This window comes from Alphaproteobacteria bacterium US3C007, from assembly GCA_034423775.1.
In the GTDB taxonomy this organism is placed as follows: Bacteria; Pseudomonadota; Alphaproteobacteria; order Rhodobacterales; family Rhodobacteraceae; genus Thalassovivens; species Thalassovivens spotae.
The window spans coordinates 3209531-3228976 of record CP139918.1 but is presented as its reverse complement, the minus strand read 5'-3'; the positions used below and the strand labels follow the sequence as shown (position 1 = coordinate 3228976).

The following is a 19446-nucleotide window of genomic DNA, read 5'->3' as shown; positions in this document are numbered from 1 at the left end:
CTTCAACGAACCGCTTCGATAGGTCCTGTGGCGCGCCCATGAATGAATTGATCAACAAATGGGTCATTTGACTCAGTCAGGTTTTTGACGGGTCCCGTCCATTGAATTTTACCCAAATGAAGCATTGCAACTTGATCTGCAATCGCGCGAACCGAAGACATATCATGGGTGATGGTCATAGCGGTGACTCCCATTTCGGTGACAATTTCCCGGATCAGGTCATTGATCACGCCGGCCATAATGGGGTCCAAACCGGTGGTTGGTTCATCAAAAAAGATAATTTCGGGATCTGCGGCGATCGCACGGGCCAGCCCAACGCGTTTTTGCATGCCACCGGATAATTCGCTTGGGTATTTATCGGCAACATCCGGTTGCAATCCGACCCGGCGCAGCTTTTCGATTGCGATTACGCGGGCGTCAGATTTTGATTTTTTCAACGCCCCTTGGGTCAAGCGGAAGGCAATATTTTGCCAAACTGGCAAGCTGTCAAACAAGGCAGCACCTTGAAACAGCATGCCGAAGCGCGATAAAAAATGATCGCGATCAAGCGTTTGCATATCCTTTCCCTCAAGAAAAACTTGACCTTGATCGACGCGCATCAAACCCAATATGCATTTTAATATCACCGATTTGCCAGTGCCTGAGCCTCCTATCACAACCAAGGACGAGCCTTTGGCGATCTTTAAAGACACACCTTGCAAGACCTTATTTGAACCAAAGCTTTTGTGAAGGTGTTCGAGCTGTATCATGCGCTAAAAAACAATTCGGTTAAGATGTAATTGGCCGCCAGTATTAAAACGCTGGCGCTTACCACGGCAGATTTTGTCGCGCGCCCAACACCCTGCGCGCCGCGCCCAGAATTCATACCAAAATAACAGCCCATTATAGCCACGATAAATCCAAATACGGCCCCTTTTACCATCCCGCTAAGAATATCCCAAAGCTGCAAAAAATCGACGGTGTTTTTTATATAGGCTGCGGGGTTAAAATCTAACCGGGTGACGCCAACCACATAACCGCCCATAATACCAATCGCATCGCCAACGCCCACCAAAAGAGGCACTGCCAATGTTGCGGCAAGCACGCGGGGCAGGGTAAGATATTTCATCGGATTTGTTGACAGGGTCACCAACGCGTCGATCTGCTCGGTTACTTTCATTGTGCCAAGTTCCGCGGCGATTGAACTGGCCACACGTGCCGCAACCATCAAACCGCCCAGCACAGGGCCCAATTCGCGCGCCATACCGATCGCAACGATCGATGGAACCACCGCTTCAGCGCTAAAACGCGCCCCTCCGGCAAAGATTTGCAGAGCCAAAGCGCCGCCCGTGAAAAACGCGGTCAAGCCAACGACAGGCAAGGATAACCAGCCTATTTGTATCAGGGCATGTCCAAATTCGCGCAGATAAAACGGCCCCGAAAAGGCTTGGCGCAGCGTGTCGAGGATAAACAGCGTTACGCGACCAGTCGCGGCAAGCATGTTAAGCGTGGCCGAGCCGGTGGCCTGCAAAAAGGTGGTCAGACTTTTCATTCGGTATATCGCCGTTCGTAGCGCCCGCCTAAAGAGGTTAATATCTCATATCCGATCGTACCAGCGCCATCGGCCAGCGTATCAATACCCTGCGCCGCATTTAACAATTGTAAACTTTCCGGCACGTGATCAAGCAGGGTGACGTCGACGCAAATTAAATCCATTGAAATGCGCCCCACGATAGGGCATCCGATATTGTCTGAAAACAGCCGCGTATTTGGGCCCATAGCGCGCAGGATACCATCGGCATATCCGGCAGATATGGTTGCAATTTGCCTTGGGGTTGTCGCGGTCCAAGTGTTTGAGTAGCCCACGGTTTCACCGGCAGTCACGGGGCGTGTTTGGATCACGGGAATATCAATTTGTACAACTGGGTTTGCCTCTAAAAAGGGCGCGCCGCCGTAAAGCCCGATGCCCGGGCGGGTAACTTCGAAGTGATACGCTTCGCCCAACAGAATGCCACCTGTTGCCGACAGCGAACGCGGAATGTTGCAATCGGCAGTCAGCTCACGGAACAGCTGCAACTGATGTGCGTTCATAGGGTGGTTAGGATCATCTGCGCAGGCCAAATGCGACATGATCAGTTGTGGCTTTAAGCGCAACGCCAAATCACGCAGCGCTGTCCATTCGGTTGGCTCCATTCCCAGCCGGTTCATACCCGTATCAAGTTGCAATCCAAAAGGATGATCCGGAAGCGATTCAATATGGCGCAGCAATTGATCCACTGAATTAACCATCGGGATCAAATTTGCCTCTTTGATTAAAACGGTATCCTGCGCCATATGGCCTGAAAATACGCTGATACTGGGGCCGCTGCCCAACGCTTTGCGCAGCGCCGCGCCTTCTTCCGCGACGGCCACGAAAAAATGCTGCGCGCCTTCTGCCGCTAAAGCGGTTGCAACGCGCGCGCTGTCAAGCCCATAGCCATCGGCTTTGACAACCGCAGCCGTGATACCCGCGGATTTCGCGTTCAACGCCTGCCAATTGGCCCTTAGAGCGCTTAAATCAATTGTTAAAACGGCTGTGCCCATACGCTTTTCTTCACCGAGCTTTCTAGAACGTCAAGCATAAAGCGCTTTCTGCGCAACTTGTTGGAGAGGGGCGCGTAAAATCGCATTGGTTTAACGCGCTACGATGCAGGGTTCGGCAAGATCATTTTTAGCTTACAGTTTTGGCTATTCGCGTTCACTGTCTTGCTGCCAGGGTTTGACCAAATTGCCAAAACGGGTAAATCTGCCTTCAAAGCTAAGCTCAACGGTTCCAATAGGACCGTGGCGCTGCTTTCCGATAACGATTTCCGCTTTCCCATGCAGCCGCTCCATTTCATCTTGCCACAGAGCCATTTTTTCAAGATCGTGATCGCCGGGTTTTTCGCGCTCTTTGTAATACTCCTCTCGAAACACGAACATCACCACATCGGCATCCTGTTCAATTGACCCCGATTCACGCAAATCTGCCAATTGGGGGCGCTTGTCATCGCGATTTTCCACCTGTCGCGAAAGCTGCGACAGCGCGATAACGGGAATGTCCAATTCTTTGGCAATAGCTTTAAGGCCTTGGGTGATCTCTGACACTTCGTTTACGCGGCTGTCTTTTGCCGAAGCAGGGCGAACCAGTTGCAGATAATCTATAATAAGCACATCCAAACCATGCGTTCGCTTCAACCTGCGCGCACGCGCGGCCAATTGCGAAATTGGCAGGGCCGGGGTGTCATCAATGAATAAGGGGCAGCTTTCCAGCGTTTTTGCCGCGTCAACAAACCGCCGAAACTCGGTTTCTGTCATATCACCGCGCCGAATCTGCTCAGAGGGCACTTCGGAGGCCTCGGACAATATACGGGCAGCCAGCTGCTCAGCGCTCATTTCCAAGCTAAAAAAGCCAACAACACCGCCATTCAGCGTTCCCTCGCTGCCATCTGCCAATTGACCTTTTTGATAGGCTTTGGCGATGTTGAAGGCGACATTCGTGGCAAGCGAGGTTTTGCCCATCGACGGGCGCCCAGCCAGGATCAACAAGTCAGACTTATGAAGCCCGCCTAGCTTTTTATCCATATCAATCAATCCCGTAGAGATGCCAGCTAATCCACCCTCGCGCTTATAGGCATTATTGGCCACATCCACGGCGGCGGTAACGGCTCTTAGAAAGGATTGAAAGCCGCTTTCGCCCTGACCTTCTTCGCCCAGCTTATACAGCGCTTGTTCGGCCACGACGATTTGCTCCGCGGGCTCTTGGCTTTCATCCATTGTTGTGGCGCGTGCGCTAATATCTTGGCCGAGCTGGATTAAATTTCGCCGAATGGCTAAATCATAGATCATTTGGGCGTAATCGCGCGCAGCAAATCCAGCCACTGCTGAGGCAGCAAGCCGCGCCAAATATGCAGCCCCACCCAGCTCTTTTAGACCTTCATCATCTTGCAAAAACGTTGCAAGTGTAACCGGTGAGGCCAAATTATTTTTGGCAATTCGTGCGCTGGCAAGTTCGAATATCCGCGCATGTACCGGATCGTAAAAATGCTCGGGTGTTACGATGCTGGCGATCCGATCGAAAATATCATTATTGGTAAGAATCGCACCCAGAAGTTGCTGCTCGGCCTCAATCGAATGGGGCGCAATATCCAGCGACTCTTGGTCCGGCTCTTGGCTGTTTATATCAGATATCTTATTCATCACATCGCTCTCTTTGAGCTTCTTACTTGCCTGATTGCGCGGCGTGGGGCAAATTGTATGTTTCTGTGGATAAGTGTAACACTAGCACATATTGCGGTGATATCCTAGGGATGCGCCCAAATGTAGGGGGGCGTCCTTTGGTCTTTGGCATATTTTCTGCGATTGCTCACGTAGATTTGCGGCCGTTTTGCCAAGCGCGTGGGTCGGTAAGAAACTGTTCAACTTCGTGCAATGTTTTTGAGTCAAACGCAGATTGAGCCTTGGCTTCGCGCAATACATCCCACCAGGTGCACAGGTAGTGAAGGCCAACACCATGATCCGACAGCGTTTTTTCGGTTTCCTCAAATATCCCATAATAAAATATTACTGCCGTATGGGCACAGGCTGCGCCGGTATCGCGAATGGCGTCAACGAAGCTTAGTTTGCTGCCCCCATCGGTGGTTAAGTCTTCGACCAACAAAACGTTTTGTCCTTCGCTCATAAGCCCTTCGATACGCGCATTTCTGCCGTAGCCCTTTGGTTTTTTGCGAATATACGTCATGGGAAGGGCCATCCGCTCGGCCATCAGGGCCGCAAAAGGAATTCCAGCGGTTTCTCCACCTGCCACCGAATCAAAGGCTTCATATCCGACATTTCGCATCACCGTTACGGTTAGGAAATCCATTAGGCTGCTGCGAATGCGAGGAAAGCTGATCAGTTTTCGACAATCAATATAGGTTGGGCTTGGCAAGCCCGAAGCCAGAATAAATGGATTTTCACTGTTGAAGTGAACCGCTTTCACCTCAAGCAGCATGCGCGCTGTTAATCGTGCGATTTCTTCGGGGCTGGGGGAGGTGCTTGGGATCATCTTTGAACACTTTCATAGGTTTGTGCTTACGCAGGGATAGTTCAAGGCTTTTGCGCAATGCGCTAACGCGGGTTTACGCCACAACATGCCAAAAGATTGGAACGCCAGGGTCGAACAAAGTGACCGGCCCGTCGGGGGTTTGTAACTGCGGCTCTATCGGCAGCGGCTCGGACCTTTTCTGAAGCGTAAGCGTTTTTTCGTTCCTCGGTTTATTGTAAAACAGCGCCCCATTGGATGAGGTGAAATTAGCCAAGGCGTCCAGCGCGCTTTCTTCTTCGAAAACATGCGCAAGCAAAGGCATTGTTACGCTGGCGGTAAAGCATCCGGCGCATCCGCAAGCGCTTTCTTTTGCGGCATCAATATGCGGCGCGCTGTCCGTGCCAAGGAAAAACCGGCTATCACCACTGGTGGCGGCAGCGCGCAGCGCCAAACGGTGTTCCTCGCGTTTTGCGACAGGCAGGCAATAATAATGGGGTTTGATGCCGCCGGCCAGAATATGATTGCGGTTGATCATCAGATGATGCGTTGTGATGGTTGCGGCAAGGCCGCTGGCGCTAGATTTCACATAGTCTACGCCTTGCTGGGTGGTGATATGTTCCATAACCACCTTAAGATCTGGGTTTTGACGCCGAAGTGGATCCAGCACGCGATCTATAAACACCATTTCACGATCAAAAATATCAACAGCTGGATCTGTCACCTCTCCGTGAACGCAAAGCGGACATCCGATTTCAGCCATCTTTTCCAATGCGGGCTGAACCGCGTTAAAATCTGTGACACCGGAGGCTGAATTGGTTGTCGCGCCCGCCGGGTACAGTTTTACCGCGCTGATCAGCCCGGATTGAAAAGCTTTTGCCAGATCCTCGGGGTCGGTGGCTTCGGTCAGATAAAGCGTCATCAAGGGCGAAAAATCTGATGCTTTGGGTAGCTGCGCTGTAATGCGGGTCTTATAGGCTTGAGCCTCTGCGCCCGTCACCACTGGCGGTACCAAATTGGGCATGATTAACGCCCGGGCAAAGTGGTCGGCGCTTGAGGCTAAAACGGATGCCATCATCGCGCCATCGCGCAGGTGAAGGTGCCAATCATCCGGACGAGGAAGGGAGAGGACTTTTTGCATAAGGGTCTGCTAGCATAAAGCCGGCGCGGATTTCCAGAGGGCATTGGATATCGTAGACTAACTTTTTTTAACAGCCCTTATGGTCTGTCTTTTACGCAACTTTCTTTATGCATGCCCGTTTATGGGCCAATTACGAAGTTGCGCTTTCTCGCCTTGGGGCTTGACCTTCGCGCTAAGTGATGCAGCTATATGTGCTGGCGGAGGGGAAGGTTTTAGGGTGGAATCGATTGATCAAGTTCAAGAACGGTTGAACGCTGGTGGGTATGTCTGCGGGCGTGCTTTGGCGACGGTGGTGTTTTTATCATTGAAATTGGGCCGACCCTTGTTTTTAGAAGGTGAAGCTGGGGTGGGTAAAACTGAAATTGCCAAAGCGCTTGCGGCCTGCCTTGGGCGCAACCTCATTCGGTTGCAATGCTATGAAGGGTTAGACGCTTCTTCTGCCGTTTACGAATGGAACTTTGCCGCGCAGATGATCGCCATTCGCACTGCAGAAGCCACCGGCGGCGTTGAGCGGCGGGGTTTGAAGCAAGAATTGTTTTCCGAAGAGTTTTTGATCGCGCGCCCCCTTCTACAAGCCATGCAACGCGACGACCGTGGCCCCCCCATCTTGTTGATTGATGAATTGGATCGCACTGACGAGCCCTTTGAGGCTTTTTTGCTTGAGGCGCTGTCAGATTTTCAAGTCACTATTCCTGAGCTTGGCAGCATCAAAGCGCCCGAGCCGCCGATTGTGATAGTGACCTCGAACCGAACCCGCGAGGTGCATGATGCGCTTAAGCGCCGCTGCCTGTATCATTGGGTTGATTATCCTGATTTTGACCGCGAGCTGGCGATATTAAAGGCGCAGGCTCCCGAGCTTGCGGCGGATCTAAGCCGCGAAGTCGTGGCGTTTATTCAAGCCTTACGGCAAGAAGATTTGTTTAAAAAGCCTGGCGTCGCCGAAACTATTGACTGGGCCAAATGCTTATTGGCGCTGGATTGTATTGCGTTAAGCCCCGAGGTGATTGCAGATACGCTGGGCGCCATTTTGAAATACCAAGACGATATTTCAAAGCTGCAGGGATCAGAGGCCAAGCGGATTTTGGATGACGCGCGCAGAAATCTGAACCCTGCATGACACGGGCGCGTTTCTTGATTTTCGCGCCGAGCTGCCGGTATGGTTTTCTCACCATAGAAGGCGCCGCGCGGTCTATTTGCGTTTCAATGATGGCGATCTAATGGCGCGGTATCATCCTTTACACCTGCCCGATGACCCCAAATTAGCGCAGAATATCATGCATTTTGCCCGAGCCTTACGCCGCGCGGGTCTACCGATTGGAACCGGGCGGGTGATCGATGCTATTGAGGCTGTCTCTGCGGCAGGCTTTACCAAAAAGCAAGATTTTTATTGGACCTTGCATGCCTGCTTTGTGTCTCGGCCAGAGTCTCGCGCGGTGTTTGACCAAACGTTTCGTTTGTTTTGGCGCGATCCGCAATATCTTGAGCATATGATGGCGCTGATGTTGCCCTCAATCGGCGCTGCACCCGAGAAAACTGGCGCGGTTGCGGCTGAAAAGCGCGCTGCCGAAGCGCTTTTAGATGGCGAACAACCGCAAGCGCCAATCGAGACGCCGCTGCCGCAAGACGAGGCACCTATGCTTGAGCTGGATTGGGCGCTGACAGCCTCTGCGCAAGAACGATTAAAATCGATGGATTTTGAGCAGATGAACCTTGAGGAAATCGCCGAGGCCAAGGCGATGTTGGCGCGGTTAGAGCTGCCTATACCTCCGCTTATGTCACGGCGCTGGCAACGCGCGTCACGGCGCAGCGTGATAAACAGGGCTGGTAGCCTGCGGTTGGCGCAACGCTCAGGCGGCGAGTTGCATAAACTTGCGTATCAAAAGCCGCGTGTGCGATGGCCGAATTTGGTTGTTCTTTGTGATATATCAGGATCCATGAGCCGATATAGTCGAATGGTGTTGCATTTCTTACACGCGGTGAGCAATCAAAAGCAGGGTGGTTGGGCGCATGTTTACGGGTTTACATTTGGAACGCGCCTAACGAACATTTCCAGACATTTGCAGACATCTGATGTGGATACCGCGCTTGCAGCGGCGGGTGTTGAAGCGCAGGATTGGGAAGGTGGAACCCGCATCGCCAGTTGTTTGCAAGCCTTTAATCGGGATTGGGGGCGGCGCGTTTTGGGCCAAGGCGCAGTTGTGCTGCTAATTACCGATGGTTTAGAGCGCGACGTAAGCGCAGATCTTGGGGAAGAAATGCGACGCCTGCAACGAACAGCGCGGCGCTTAATCTGGTTAAACCCCTTGTTGCGGTGGGATGAATTTAGCGCAAAGGCTGCTGGCATACGCGCGATTTTGCCATATGTTGATAGCCTAAGAGCCAGCCACTCTATTGCGTCCTTGATGGAATTGGCCGAGGTTGTTTCAGCGCCAGATGATGTGGGCGCGAAAACTCGGATATTAAAAACGATGGCGTGAAACTGAAAATAGGGTATGTAAATTGACCGAAATCAATAGCGCAAAGCAAATTGAAGCAATCCCCGAGCAAGCCTTAGCCTGGCATCGAGAGGGGCGCGGGGCTGTGCTTGCCACGGTTGTTCAAACTTGGGGCTCAGCGCCGCGGCGGATCGGCGGTCAGATGGTGATTAGCGGGCAGGGGGATATGGCGGGCTCGGTTTCTGGTGGCTGCGTGGAAGGGGCCGTTGTGCTCGAGGCCTTAGAGACGCTAAGCGCTGGAGAGATCAAGGTTTTAGAATATGGCATAAGCGACGGGGATGCGTTTGCGGTGGGATTGGCCTGCGGAGGTACGATCCGCGTGTTGCTGGAACCGGTGGGCGCTGTCCTGTCAGAACCGTTGCTTGCCGAGTTGGTGGCTGCGCGCGCCGCACGTCAACCGATGGCCTATTGTGTGAATTGTGAAACGGGCGCAAATGCCTTGCACGCACACGGTTATGACGAGCGGATGCGGCTTGACCGTTCAGGGTTTGAACCCGATGGTGTTACATTCGTTTCGGTTCATAATCCAAAGTTAAGATTGATTATTGTTGGGGCCGTTCATATTGCGCAGGCGCTTGTGCCGATGGCCGAGCTGGCCGGGTTTGATGTTTATCTAATTGATCCACGGGGAAGCTTTGGGTCGATTGAGCGGTTTCCCAATCACCAAATTATTGAGGATTGGCCAGATCAGGCGCTACGTGATTTACAGCTTGAAGCGCGGAGCGCTTTGGTTCTGTTGACCCATGATCCAAAGCTTGATGACCCGGCGCTGCAGGTTGGTTTAGCCTCAAATGCTTATTATATCGGTGCTCTTGGCTCGACGCGCACGCATCATACGCGCGTTGAACGATTTTTGAGCTTGGGGTTTTCTCAGGCCCAAATTGGTCGAATTCATGGGCCAGTGGGGCTGCCAATCGGGGCGGCAACCCCGGCCGAGATTGCTGCGTCGATTTTAGCTCAAATGATAGCCACGCTGCGGTTGCCCTGATGATATTTGATGAGCTGCCTGTAAGCGCCGCAGAGGGCTGTATTCTTGCGCATTCGATTGACCTGCTGGGCAGGCGGCTGCGCAAAGGCGTGACGCTGAACAAGGATCATATCGATGAATTAACGCGCGCCGGCATAACGCATATCAGCGCGGCGCGCTTGCAAGAGCGCGATATTGCGGAAGATGCGGCGGCTGTTGCTTTGGCAAAGGCCTTGGTGCCTTATCCTGAGCAGGCCGGCTTGCGTTTGAGTGCGGCCTTCACGGGGCGGGTCAATCTGATTGCCACAGGGGCAGGCGTGGTTAGTCAAAACGTTAAAAAATTGATCGCTCTCAATTCTATAGATTCAATGATTTCTTTGGCGACCTTGCCCCAATATCAGCAGGTTTCGACCGGAAGCTTGGTGGGAACGGTAAAAATCATCAGCTATGGCGTGTCTGGTGACAAGCTACAAGCGGCCTGCAAGCTGGCGCAGGCAGCGATTAAAGTACTGCCTCCCGTTATGCGCTCTGCCAGCTTGATTGTGAGTGTTTCGAAAGGTGGCCCTGGCGAAAAGGGCGTTGAAACGATAAGGCAAAGGCTTGCTGCTTTAAATATCACGCTAGTGGAAGTGGTTACCACGCCTCATCAGACCCAAGAGATGGCGCATGCGCTGAAGGATGCCTCGGGCGATCTCATTTTAATGCTCACCAGCTCTGCCACCTCTGATTTCAATGACACCGCTCCGAAAGCTGTGCGTGCAGCGGGGGGCAACATCGAACGATTTGGAATGCCTGTTGATCCGGGAAATCTTTTGTTTTTAGGCGCGCTCACTGGCAAGCCGGTAATTGGATTTCCTGGGTGCGTAAGATCTCCGGCGCTAAACGGGGCGGATTGGGTTTTGTCTCGGATTGCCTGCGGCGTTACGCTGGATGATCACAGTTTTGCTGAAATGGCGATTGGAGGCTTGCTGAAAGAAATTCCAACCCGGCCTCAGCCTCGGCGGCGTTCCGAGGGATAACGCGCGCCTTCTTGTGCGGGCATTTATGGTTGTAAGTGCAAAAAAACCGAGGCAAAGCCTCGGTTTTGAATAAAATTTTAAGCGTAAGTTTGAGATTATTTTGCGGCAGGACCGATCATCATCGTCATTTGACGACCTTCCATTTTCGGCATATTTTCTACTTTGCCCAATTCTTTAACATCATCTGCCACCCGTTCCAGAAGTTCGCGGCCCAGATTTTGATGCGCCATCTCGCGTCCTCGAAAGCGCATGGTGATTTTAACCTTGTCACCGTTTTCCAAAAATTTATACACGCTGCGCATTTTCACTTCGTAATCGTGGATATCTGTCCCCGGTCGGAATTTGATTTCCTTGATCTCAATAATTTTTTGTTTTTTACGGGCTTCGGATTCGCGTTTTTGTTGCTCGTATTTATATTTGCCAAAATCCATAATTTTACAAACGGGTGGGCTGGCGTTGGGAGAAATCTCAACCAAATCCAAACCGACTTGATCTGCAAGTTCTTGGCCGCGTGCGGGGGTTACCACCCCTACGTTTTCACCTTCGGCCCCAATGAGCCGTATTTCCGAGCTGTCTATGCGATCATTTACGCGGGGTCCGGTTTCGCGCGATGGTGGCGCGTTGTGAGGTCTGCGAGCTATGGGATCATTCCTTATTTTGTTAAGCTTAACTGATCTCTGCGATATCGAGACTGCTCACCCATGACAAGCGTTATTTCTAAAACCAGTAATGGTTTTGTTGCTCTGTTGCTTGAAAGACAAACAATTATGCCGTTTCAGCACATAATAGACCACGCCGAGCCTAATTACCCGACAAACGCTTTTTCAACAACATATTCGGCTGGTTCCGAATTGGCGCCTTCTTTAAGCCCATAGCTTTCCAAAATAGCTTTTAAATCTGTGTTCAGGCCCAATGACCCACAGACCATTGCTCGGTCTGTCTTTGGGTTAATCGTGTCAATTCCAAGATCGCTCAGCACTTCGCCATTGTTCAACAGATCGGTGATCCGCCCCATCTTTGGGCTTTGTTCGCGCGTGGTCGTCGGATAATAGGTAAGCTTGTCGCCGATCATCTCTCCGATCAAGGGATCGTCTGATAGCGCGTTTACCAATTCGCTGCCATAGGTCAATTCTGCGCGGTCTCGGCAAGTATGCGTTAGAATGATTTGATCATAATCTTCATAAGTTTGAGGTTCGCGGACCAAGGAAGCAAACGGCGCAATTCCGGTTCCAGTGGCGAAAAACCATAGGCGTTTTCCAGGTAGCAATGCATCATGCACCAGCGTTCCAACCGGCTTCGGCCTCAGGATGATTTCATCCCCCGGTTGGATATGCTGAAGCCGCGAGGTCAGCGGGCCATCTTGTACTTTGATCGAGTAAAATTCAAGTTCCTCAGCCCAAGAGGGCGAAGCGATAGAATACGCCCGCAGAAGCGGTTTTCCATCGTCTTTCAAAAGGCCGATCATGACGAATTCGCCAGATCGAAAGCGCAGGCTTTGTGGCCGTTTTACGCGAAATGAAAACAAACGATCTGTCCAATGTTGAACATGGGTAACGGTTTGCGCATCGGGCAGCCTGGTGGGTTTTATAACAGCAGTTTGGTTCAAAATAATATACTCTGTCAGTTTGTATTTACAGTTGGGAACAGGTTTAACGGGTTTTGAAATGAATTTCTAGCCGCTTGCTTGCAATCGTGATTGATAGCTGTGGGCTGTCCAATTTGACCGAAAAACCCAATCTTTTTCAGGTTGGCGCAGGGCTTGAGCTTGCGAAATTGCAATTTCATCGAAGCCCGATCTGCGCGCCATCGCGTATTGGTCAGAAATAATGGGCCCTTTGGCTCTGAGAATGCCGGTATACCCGCGCAACCGCAGCAATCGAGCAAGCGTAAACCCGCGCCCATCGGCAAAATTAGGAAAGGTGATGACTACCCGCTGAATAGCCTTGGGTAGGGTTAGGTTTTCGGGATTGGTCTCTGAAGCGAAGCTGAACGTGGTCTCATCGCTCCAAGTGTCGGCTGAAAATCCGCTATCCGTAACAATAACATCCATTTGAGTGTTCCAGTCTTTCTTAAACGCCATTTCTGGCGCACGCTGTTATAGCTGTTTAGGGGTTTCAAGCGGCGTTTTTGCCTTCGCTGGCATCCGGATAAAGGGCCGCTTTGAAAGGTGGCGCGCCCACTCTGCGAAAGGTTTCGAGAAAGGTTTCTAGGTTGGAAAGGCGCAGATCAAGATAGGTAAACACCACCCTTTCAATCGCCGAAACGATGGTAGACGCGTCAAATCCTGGGCCGGCACGTTCTCCGATGGTAGCGGTTTCTGTGGCATCTCCGCCAAGCGTGATTTGATAGTTTTCAACGCCGGCGCGATCCAGCCCCAATATCCCGATATGCCCAACGTGATGATGTCCGCAGGCGTTTATACAGCCCGATATTTTGATTTGCAGCGGACCGATATCATGCTCTAACTTTAAAGCCTTGAACCGCAGCGCGATTTCTTGCGCCACGGGGATTGAGCGCGCGGTTGCCAAAGCGCAATAATCCATTCCTGGGCAGGCAATAATGTCTGAGATCAACCCTGCATTGGCGGTTGCCAATCCGGCCGGATAAAGGCCGTTATAAAGCGCGAAAAGATGGCTTTTATGCACGTGGGGCAGGACAATATTCTGCGCATGGCTTATCCTAAGCTCATCATGGCTATAGGTTTTGGCCAGTTGTGCCACCACGCGCATTTGCGCGCTGCTGGCATCGCCTGGCGTTTGCCCCGGAGTTTTTAGACTGACAGTTGCTATGGCGTAATCATTGTTGCGATGCGGGCTGGTATTGATATCCACCCAGGACTTAAAATTTGGATATGTTGCATAATTTTCGTGAAATGTGGTGGTTGGGGTATCAATCCAAGCGGGGGTTGCGAAGGCTTTTTTCAGAGCCTTTAGAAGCGTTTGATCCTGCCCTTTAAATTGTGGACGCAGTTCCGAAAACCGTTTTAGGACAAGGCGTTGAATTTCTTGCAGCCCCTTTTCATGTACCGTGATTTTTATGCGCGATTTATACTTGTTATCGCGGCGCCCCAAAAGGTTCCAAACGCTCACGATGGCCTCAACATAGGGTAATAGGTCACTTTTTGGTAAAAATTCGCAGAGGGTTTTGCCAATCATCGGGGTTCGACCTAACCCCCCGCCTATAATCACTTCAAAGCCAATTTCTGCGCCTCTTTTTTTGAGAAGCAAGCCAATATCATGCGCGCGCGTTACGGCTCGGTCCTTTGCGCTGCCGCTCACTGCAATCTTGAATTTGCGCGGCATAAATTGAAATTCGGGATGGTCTGTTGACCATTGCCGAAGCAGCTCTGCATAGGGGCGTGGGTCTTCAATTTCATCCGCTGCGGCGCCCGCAAAATGATCTGCCGTGACATTGCGTATGGTATTGCCGCTGGTTTGGATCGCATGCATTTCCACCTCAGCCAGTGCATCTAAGATATCGGGAACATCCTGCAATTTGGGCCAGTTAAACTGGATGTTTTGACGGGTTGTGAAATGACCGTAGCCTTTATCCCATTTTTCCGCGATTGAGGCCAAAGCAGTCATTTGCGCGCTGTTTAAAGTTCCATAGGGAATAGCCACGCGCAGCATATAGGCGTGAAGCTGCAAATAAAGCCCATTCATCAAGCGAAGTGGTTTGAATTCTTCTTCGCTAAGCGCGCCGCTGATACGCCGCCGCACTTGATCGCGAAATTGAAGATTTCTTTCTTTTAAAAAGGCGGTGTCAAACCCGTTATACTGATACATTTTTTGCCTCTGCTTGTTTGCCATGGAAATAATTCCCAGGCCCCTTGGTGCGGAATACCTCTCGGAAATGAGCCGGCTTTGGCCCCGCGTCTTCGTCTGTAAAATCGGCCAGATAGGCCCCCACGACGTGAGATGCCTGAGCGGTGGCTGTATTTAAAGCAGCTTGTGCATCCTTTTTTGCGTGAAATATTTTGGCGTTTGAATGCTGCCGCGTCCAGCCCCCCTTGGCGTTAAGATAGATCACATCTCCGTTTAATAGTGCATTTGCAGTGATCACTTTACTGTAAGATTTGCTGGGCATCAGGCGCTCACTTTTGCGTGGTGGTTTTCGATCTGCAATGCAGCTTTTCGCGCTGGCAGACCAAATAACGTAAGCGCGGGCCCCGATACGCTCTGCGCTCGTAAAGTTTCAGCCAGATTATCCAAGCGCGCTTCAATGATCCGTTGATGCGGCCGCGAGGCATATTCCACGATGCTTATAGTTGTCTTCGGATCAGCCCCATGCATCAAAAGCCGGCCTTGGATAAACCGTGCGGATTTTTTTCCCATATAAATTGCTGCAACCGTGTTCGGTTGCGCCAAAGCTTGCCATTCTTGCTCGTGAAACCCGTGCATATCGTGGCCGGTTAAAAACTTGACCGAGGCGTTGCGTTGACGGCGCGTCAGCGATTGTCCGATCGCGGCGACGGCAGCGGAGGCCGCCGTGATACCTGGCACAATGCTCCATTCGATTTCTGCCGCCTCGCAGGCGTCGATTTCTTCATCTAGGCGGCCAAAAATTGTTGCGTCACCGCCCTTTAAACGCACCACAATTTGACCGTTCTGGCTATGCTTAAGCAATAAGGCATTGATTTCTTGTTGCGGGGTTGAGGCCCCAAACCCTGTTTTCCCAACGTCAATCAACAGCGCCTCGCGTCTGGCCAATTCTAAAATTGGGTCGCCAACCAAGCGATCATAAAGCACTACATCGGCCCTATCCAAAGCTTTACAGGCTTTCAGCGTCAAAAGCTCTGGGTCACCTGGCCCAGCGCCAACAAAGATCACATGCCCCGTTGGGGTGGCTTTCTTGAGATGCGTTTTAAGTAAGTTTGACAAAGCGCTGCCTATGCCAGCTTCACCGCTTTCATCCAGGGCTCTTGGGCCGGTGTTAAAGTAAAATTCGCTCCAAAAGCTGCGCCGCGCGCGGCCCATTGGCAAGGCATTCACGTTTTTTCGAAAGGATTTTGCAATCCGGGCCAAAACTCCAATTTGCGCGGGTAATCTGTGTTCTAAATCGGCTTTGAGTGCACGCGCTAAAACAGGCGCGGCGCCTTCGGTTCCAATCGCAATCGTTACGGGATCACGATCCACGATTGCGGGCGTGATAAATTGGCTGTCCTGTAGGTTATCAACGATATTTACCAAAGCGCCCGCTTCATGGGCGAGTTTGGCCACACGCCTATCTTCTTGTGCATCTTCATTTGCCGCATAAAACAGCGCCGCACAAAGAGCATCGCCAGTTTCAAGTTTCCGCGTCACCAAAGCCAGTTTGCCGCTTTTTTCCCAATGCCAGATTTCAGGTAAAGGATCTTTGGCAAAGACGGTGATATGCGCCGTCGTTTTGAACAAGAGCCGCAACTTGGCGATCGCAGCATCGCCGCCGCCCGATAGGATGATGCGTCTTCCGGCGACAGCTAAGAAAATTGGGAAATGATCCACGATGCGTTTCCTGTTTGATTTATTTACTCTTGTATAGTAAATAATTCTAAGTTTTGGCTATATTGCCGAATAAATAAGAAAAATATTTTCATAAAGGCTAATTTTTAGAATTACCTTTTTGATAAACGGGATGGGAGTGGAATCATGGCGCGCTTGGATGAGACAGATCGAAAAATTCTTGCAGAGCTTCAATCTGATGCTGGCCAGTCTTTGGATGAAATTGCTGGAAAAGTCAGCTCGTCCAAGACGCCTGTGTGGAATCGTATCCGCAAAATGCGATCGCTTGGCTTGATTGGGCGTCAAACGGTTGAGTTAAATGCAGAAGCGCTAGGTTTTGAAGCTTGTTTTTTTGTGCTGATCCGCACCAGTGAACATGACGCAGCGTGGCAGGCAAGTTTTCTTAAAGCATTGCAGAATCACCCGGAAGTACAAGAGGCGCATCGGCTTGCGGGGGATATTGATTATATATTAAAAGTGCGGGTGAAAAACGCCCGCGCCTATGATGCTTTTTATCAACGGCTGATTTCCGAAGTGAAAGTGCATAATGTGACGGCGTTGCTGTCAATGGAGGAAATAAAATCCACCAGGATGCTGCCGCTTTAAGGTCCGGTATTCACGAACAGGTTTTGCAACCCATGGAAATGGTAAACATCAGCATAACCGGGGGATCTGGCCAGTTGCAGCTGCGGGCAGCGTTCAAAAACAATCGGCAAAGCAGTCCGCAATTCCAAACGCGCCAGCGCGGCGCCCAAGCAAAAATGGATGCCTGCCCCAAAGGCAGCGTTTGTTTTTACGTCTCGGCTAGGGTCGAAAACATCCGGATCGCGCCAGTTGGTTGGATCGCGCCCTGCGGCGCCCAGCATTAATGCGATTTGATCACCGCGCTTAAGCGCATGCCCTTGAACCGTAAGATCTTCATTTGCATATCGCGTGAACATATGTAGCGGTGGATCATACCGCAAAATCTCTTCAACAGTGCCGTCAATATGTTCTGGCGCCAAACAGCTTGCCGGCACCCCGGTTTCAAGAAGTGTTTTCACCCCATTGCCCAATGTATGTACCGTGGCCTCGTGCCCGGCGTTTAACAAAAGGATGCAAGTGGTGATCATTTCATCGGTTGTCAAACGTTGACCATTTTCTTCAGCGGCAATCAAATGGGTGATCAAATCATCCGCAGGGCGCGTACGTCGTTCTTCTATATAAGAGCGCATGAAATCTGAAAACGCCTTACTGGCAGCAACCGCACGGGCTTCCAGCGTTTTACTGCGCCGCGCTTGATACATCATCACCATATCATTTGACCAACGCAGCAATTCATCGGCCATGCTTTCAGGAACGCCAAGAAGGCGTGCGATTATGATCACCGGCAAGGGCTTTGCATAGGCCTCTAACAGATCAATTTCTGAGGTTTTAAAATCGTCGATCAAGCTATGGCATAGCTGCTTGATCTCGGGCTCTAGCGAGGCAATGCGTCGCGACGTAAAGGCGCGCAACACAAGCCCGCGTAAGCGGCTATGGCGCGGGGGTTCCAGCTCAAGCATGGAATTTGCTTCCAGCTTATAAAAAGGGGCGAGATGCTTGGGCGTGGGTTGCGCCAAATCTTTTGGGCATTCCCTGCCAAAGCGGCGATCTTTCAGCAAGGACATCACGCTTTGATGATCAAAAAAGCTGGCCATGTTGTAATCGCGCCAAAATACCGGCTGCTGCAGGCGCCGGGCGCTTTCATAAAAAGGGTAGGGGTTTTGAACAAACGTATAATCGGTGGGGGATTGTTCGAGTATATGCATAGTGATGTCCTTAAAGCACGATCAGCCTAACCGATGCGGTCGCAGATTGCGAGATGTTCGCTGGCGACAAATGCGGCTGGAGATCATAATATATCGGGTTAGACCTGCAGGTAAGGGATCGTTTCACTGTGCGGGCAGTCTTTCAAAGTGAGCGCGTGCGCGGTTGTGAAAAGCGCCTGCCTTCCTCAACCCCCAAAAAATGCGCCATCTTCTTTTGAGATCTTCGTTTACTTAACTGTAACATTAAAATGGTGGGTTTTTGTGATCTCTGCCGAAGCAGGCTCTTCATTCACAAACCACCATAATTTAAAATAGCAAGACGGGCACGGGTGTTTCGAATGACAGGAAACCGGTTGATCCGTTGATAATGCAGGGGCCGTGACAATAATGTCTCTTGCAACTGTAACCAAAATATTACTTCGTAAGCATTGCCCGCTCGGGTGTTGTCATCTTTGGGAGGAAATTAGATGAAACTTATTACCGCTGCTGTCACTGCGATGGCTTTAACTGCCTCAGCATCCGGCGCTTTTGCCGCTTGTGATGAGGGTGAAATTGTCATCAAGCTGAGCCATGTGACAAATACCGATAAACACCCGAAAGGTATTGCTGCGACGCTGCTGCAAAGCCGCGTCAATGACGAGATGAATGGCAAAGCCTGTCTGGAAGTGTTTCCAAACTCAACGTTGTATAATGACAACCAAGTTTTGGAAGCGATGTTGCAAGGTGACGTGCAAATGGCTGCGCCATCCCTTTCAAAATTTGAGCAATTTACAAAAGTGTTTCGGATTTTTGACCTGCCATTCATGTTTAAAAACGTAAATGCTGTGGATGAGTTTCAAAATAGCGCAGCAGGCCAATCTATGAAGGAAAGCATGACCCGCCGTGGTTTGCTTGGATTGGCATTTTGGCATAATGGTATGAAGCAAATGTCGGCAAATAAACCGCTGAATGATCCATCTGATGCCAATGGACTCAAATTCCGGGTTCAAAATTCAGAAGTGCTAAAGGCGCAAATGGCCGCATTGGGGGGATCCCCGCAGCCGATGGCCTTCTCTGAAGTATATGGTGCGCTACAAACCGGCGTTGTAGATGGGCAGGAAAATACCTGGTCAAACATTTACGGCAAAAAGTTTTTTGAAGTGCAGGATGGGACAACCGAAACCAATCACGGTATTATCGATTACCTCTTGGTTACCTCAACAGATTGGTGGGATGGGCTTGATGGTGAAATTCGCGATCAGTTAAGCACAATCATTGCTGAAGTGACCGAGGCGCGAAATTCAGAATCAACCGCTGTGAATGAGGCCGCAAAGCAGGAAATTATCGCCGCCGGTGGTGTTGTGCGTCAATTAAGCGCCGCCCAACGTGAAAATTGGGTTGCGACAATGAAGCCTGTGTGGGAGCAATTCCGCAGTGATGTTGGGCAAGACAATATTGAAGCAGCTCAAGCGATTAACGCCAAGCATTGATCGCAGGCGGTTTGAAAAAGATCTGGCCCACAATCAATTGGGCCAGAAATTCCGCGCCAGAATAA

Annotated in this window: 19 protein-coding genes; 6 read left to right on the top strand and 13 right to left on the bottom strand. The window is 51.0% G+C overall.

Annotated features, from left to right (window positions below; translation table 11 throughout):
- Nucleotides 1-2 precede the first annotated feature (2 nt).
- The 6 genes from UM181_15460 to pyrC all read right to left on the bottom strand — a co-directional run bounded on the left by UM181_15460 (nucleotide 3) and on the right by pyrC (nucleotide 6161).
- Nucleotides 3-749 (bottom strand): ATP-binding cassette domain-containing protein, encoded by a 747-nt coding sequence (locus UM181_15460; GenBank protein ID WQC62693.1) that lies wholly within the window; start codon nucleotides 747-749, stop codon nucleotides 3-5.
- On the bottom strand, nucleotides 746-1531 hold the full coding sequence (locus UM181_15455) for an ABC transporter permease (GenBank protein WQC62692.1): 786 nt from the start codon (nucleotides 1529-1531) through the stop codon (nucleotides 746-748). Before UM181_15455 ends, UM181_15460 begins: the two co-directional genes overlap by 4 nt.
- The gene (gene alr / locus UM181_15450; GenBank protein ID WQC62691.1) at nucleotides 1528-2562 is read right to left on the bottom strand and encodes an alanine racemase; all 1035 of its coding nucleotides are present in this window, start codon (nucleotides 2560-2562) and stop codon (nucleotides 1528-1530) included. Before alr ends, UM181_15455 begins: the two co-directional genes overlap by 4 nt.
- 144 nt (nucleotides 2563-2706) lie before the next feature.
- A complete protein-coding gene (locus UM181_15445) occupies nucleotides 2707-4197 on the bottom strand; it encodes a replicative DNA helicase (GenBank protein ID WQC62690.1) in 1491 nt (496 codons plus the stop codon).
- Nucleotides 4198-4363: 166 nt separating this feature from the next.
- On the bottom strand, nucleotides 4364-5044 hold the full coding sequence (locus UM181_15440) for an orotate phosphoribosyltransferase (GenBank protein WQC62689.1): 681 nt from the start codon (nucleotides 5042-5044) through the stop codon (nucleotides 4364-4366).
- 73 nt (nucleotides 5045-5117) lie between these two features.
- On the bottom strand, nucleotides 5118-6161 hold the full coding sequence (gene pyrC, locus UM181_15435; GenBank protein WQC62688.1) for a dihydroorotase: 1044 nt from the start codon (nucleotides 6159-6161) through the stop codon (nucleotides 5118-5120).
- Nucleotides 6162-6378: 217 nt separating this feature from the next.
- On the opposite strand from pyrC, the gene UM181_15430 reads away from it, so the two are divergent.
- The 4 genes from UM181_15430 to UM181_15415 all read left to right on the top strand — a co-directional run bounded on the left by UM181_15430 (nucleotide 6379) and on the right by UM181_15415 (nucleotide 10642).
- A complete protein-coding gene (locus UM181_15430) occupies nucleotides 6379-7278 on the top strand; it encodes a MoxR family ATPase (protein WQC62687.1) in 900 nt (299 codons plus the stop codon).
- Nucleotides 7279-7378: 100 nt separating this feature from the next.
- A complete protein-coding gene (locus UM181_15425) occupies nucleotides 7379-8638 on the top strand; it encodes a VWA domain-containing protein (protein WQC62686.1) in 1260 nt (419 codons plus the stop codon).
- A 22-nt stretch (nucleotides 8639-8660) separates the two neighbouring features.
- Nucleotides 8661-9644 (top strand): XdhC family protein, encoded by a 984-nt coding sequence (locus UM181_15420; protein ID WQC62685.1) that lies wholly within the window; start codon nucleotides 8661-8663, stop codon nucleotides 9642-9644.
- Nucleotides 9644-10642: a molybdopterin-binding protein gene (locus UM181_15415; GenBank protein ID WQC62684.1), complete on the top strand. Its 999-nt coding sequence runs from the start codon at nucleotides 9644-9646 to the stop codon at nucleotides 10640-10642. Before UM181_15420 ends, UM181_15415 begins: the two co-directional genes overlap by 1 nt.
- Nucleotides 10643-10737: 95 nt before the next feature.
- Here the strand turns inward: UM181_15415 and infC are convergent, their stop codons facing one another.
- From infC to cysG, 6 genes are all read right to left on the bottom strand, one after another.
- Entirely contained in the window at nucleotides 10738-11283 is a 546-nt protein-coding gene (gene infC / locus UM181_15410; protein WQC64778.1) for a translation initiation factor IF-3, read from the bottom strand.
- 164 nt (nucleotides 11284-11447) lie between these two features.
- Nucleotides 11448-12248, bottom strand: a complete 801-nt coding sequence (locus UM181_15405; GenBank protein ID WQC62683.1) for a ferredoxin--NADP reductase — start codon at nucleotides 12246-12248, stop codon at nucleotides 11448-11450.
- Between the two features lie 66 nt (nucleotides 12249-12314).
- The gene (locus UM181_15400; GenBank protein WQC62682.1) at nucleotides 12315-12692 is read right to left on the bottom strand and encodes a DUF934 domain-containing protein; all 378 of its coding nucleotides are present in this window, start codon (nucleotides 12690-12692) and stop codon (nucleotides 12315-12317) included.
- Between the two features lie 64 nt (nucleotides 12693-12756).
- On the bottom strand, nucleotides 12757-14427 hold the full coding sequence (locus UM181_15395; protein WQC62681.1) for a nitrite/sulfite reductase: 1671 nt from the start codon (nucleotides 14425-14427) through the stop codon (nucleotides 12757-12759).
- Nucleotides 14414-14728, bottom strand: a complete 315-nt coding sequence (locus tag UM181_15390; GenBank protein ID WQC62680.1) for a DUF2849 domain-containing protein — start codon at nucleotides 14726-14728, stop codon at nucleotides 14414-14416. The genes UM181_15395 and UM181_15390 overlap by 14 nt, the downstream gene beginning before the upstream one ends.
- Nucleotides 14728-16125 carry a siroheme synthase CysG gene (gene cysG / locus UM181_15385; protein WQC62679.1) on the bottom strand — a complete coding sequence of 466 codons (1398 nt, stop codon included), beginning with the start codon at nucleotides 16123-16125 and terminating at the stop codon, nucleotides 14728-14730. Before cysG ends, UM181_15390 begins: the two co-directional genes overlap by 1 nt.
- 141 nt (nucleotides 16126-16266) lie before the next feature.
- On the opposite strand from cysG, the gene UM181_15380 reads away from it, so the two are divergent.
- Complete coding sequence (locus tag UM181_15380; GenBank protein WQC64777.1) at nucleotides 16267-16728, top strand: Lrp/AsnC family transcriptional regulator; 462 nt, start codon at nucleotides 16267-16269, stop codon at nucleotides 16726-16728.
- Here the strand turns inward: UM181_15380 and UM181_15375 are convergent.
- Nucleotides 16725-17912, bottom strand: coding sequence for a cytochrome P450 (locus tag UM181_15375; GenBank protein ID WQC62678.1), 1188 nt, complete (start codon nucleotides 17910-17912; stop codon nucleotides 16725-16727). The two genes, UM181_15380 and UM181_15375, sit on opposite strands and share 4 nt — an antisense overlap.
- Nucleotides 17913-18379: 467 nt before the next feature.
- Between UM181_15375 and UM181_15370 the strand changes: the two genes are divergently transcribed.
- A complete protein-coding gene (locus tag UM181_15370; GenBank protein WQC62677.1) occupies nucleotides 18380-19381 on the top strand; it encodes a DctP family TRAP transporter solute-binding subunit in 1002 nt (333 codons plus the stop codon).
- Nucleotides 19382-19446: the final 65 nt, after the last annotated feature.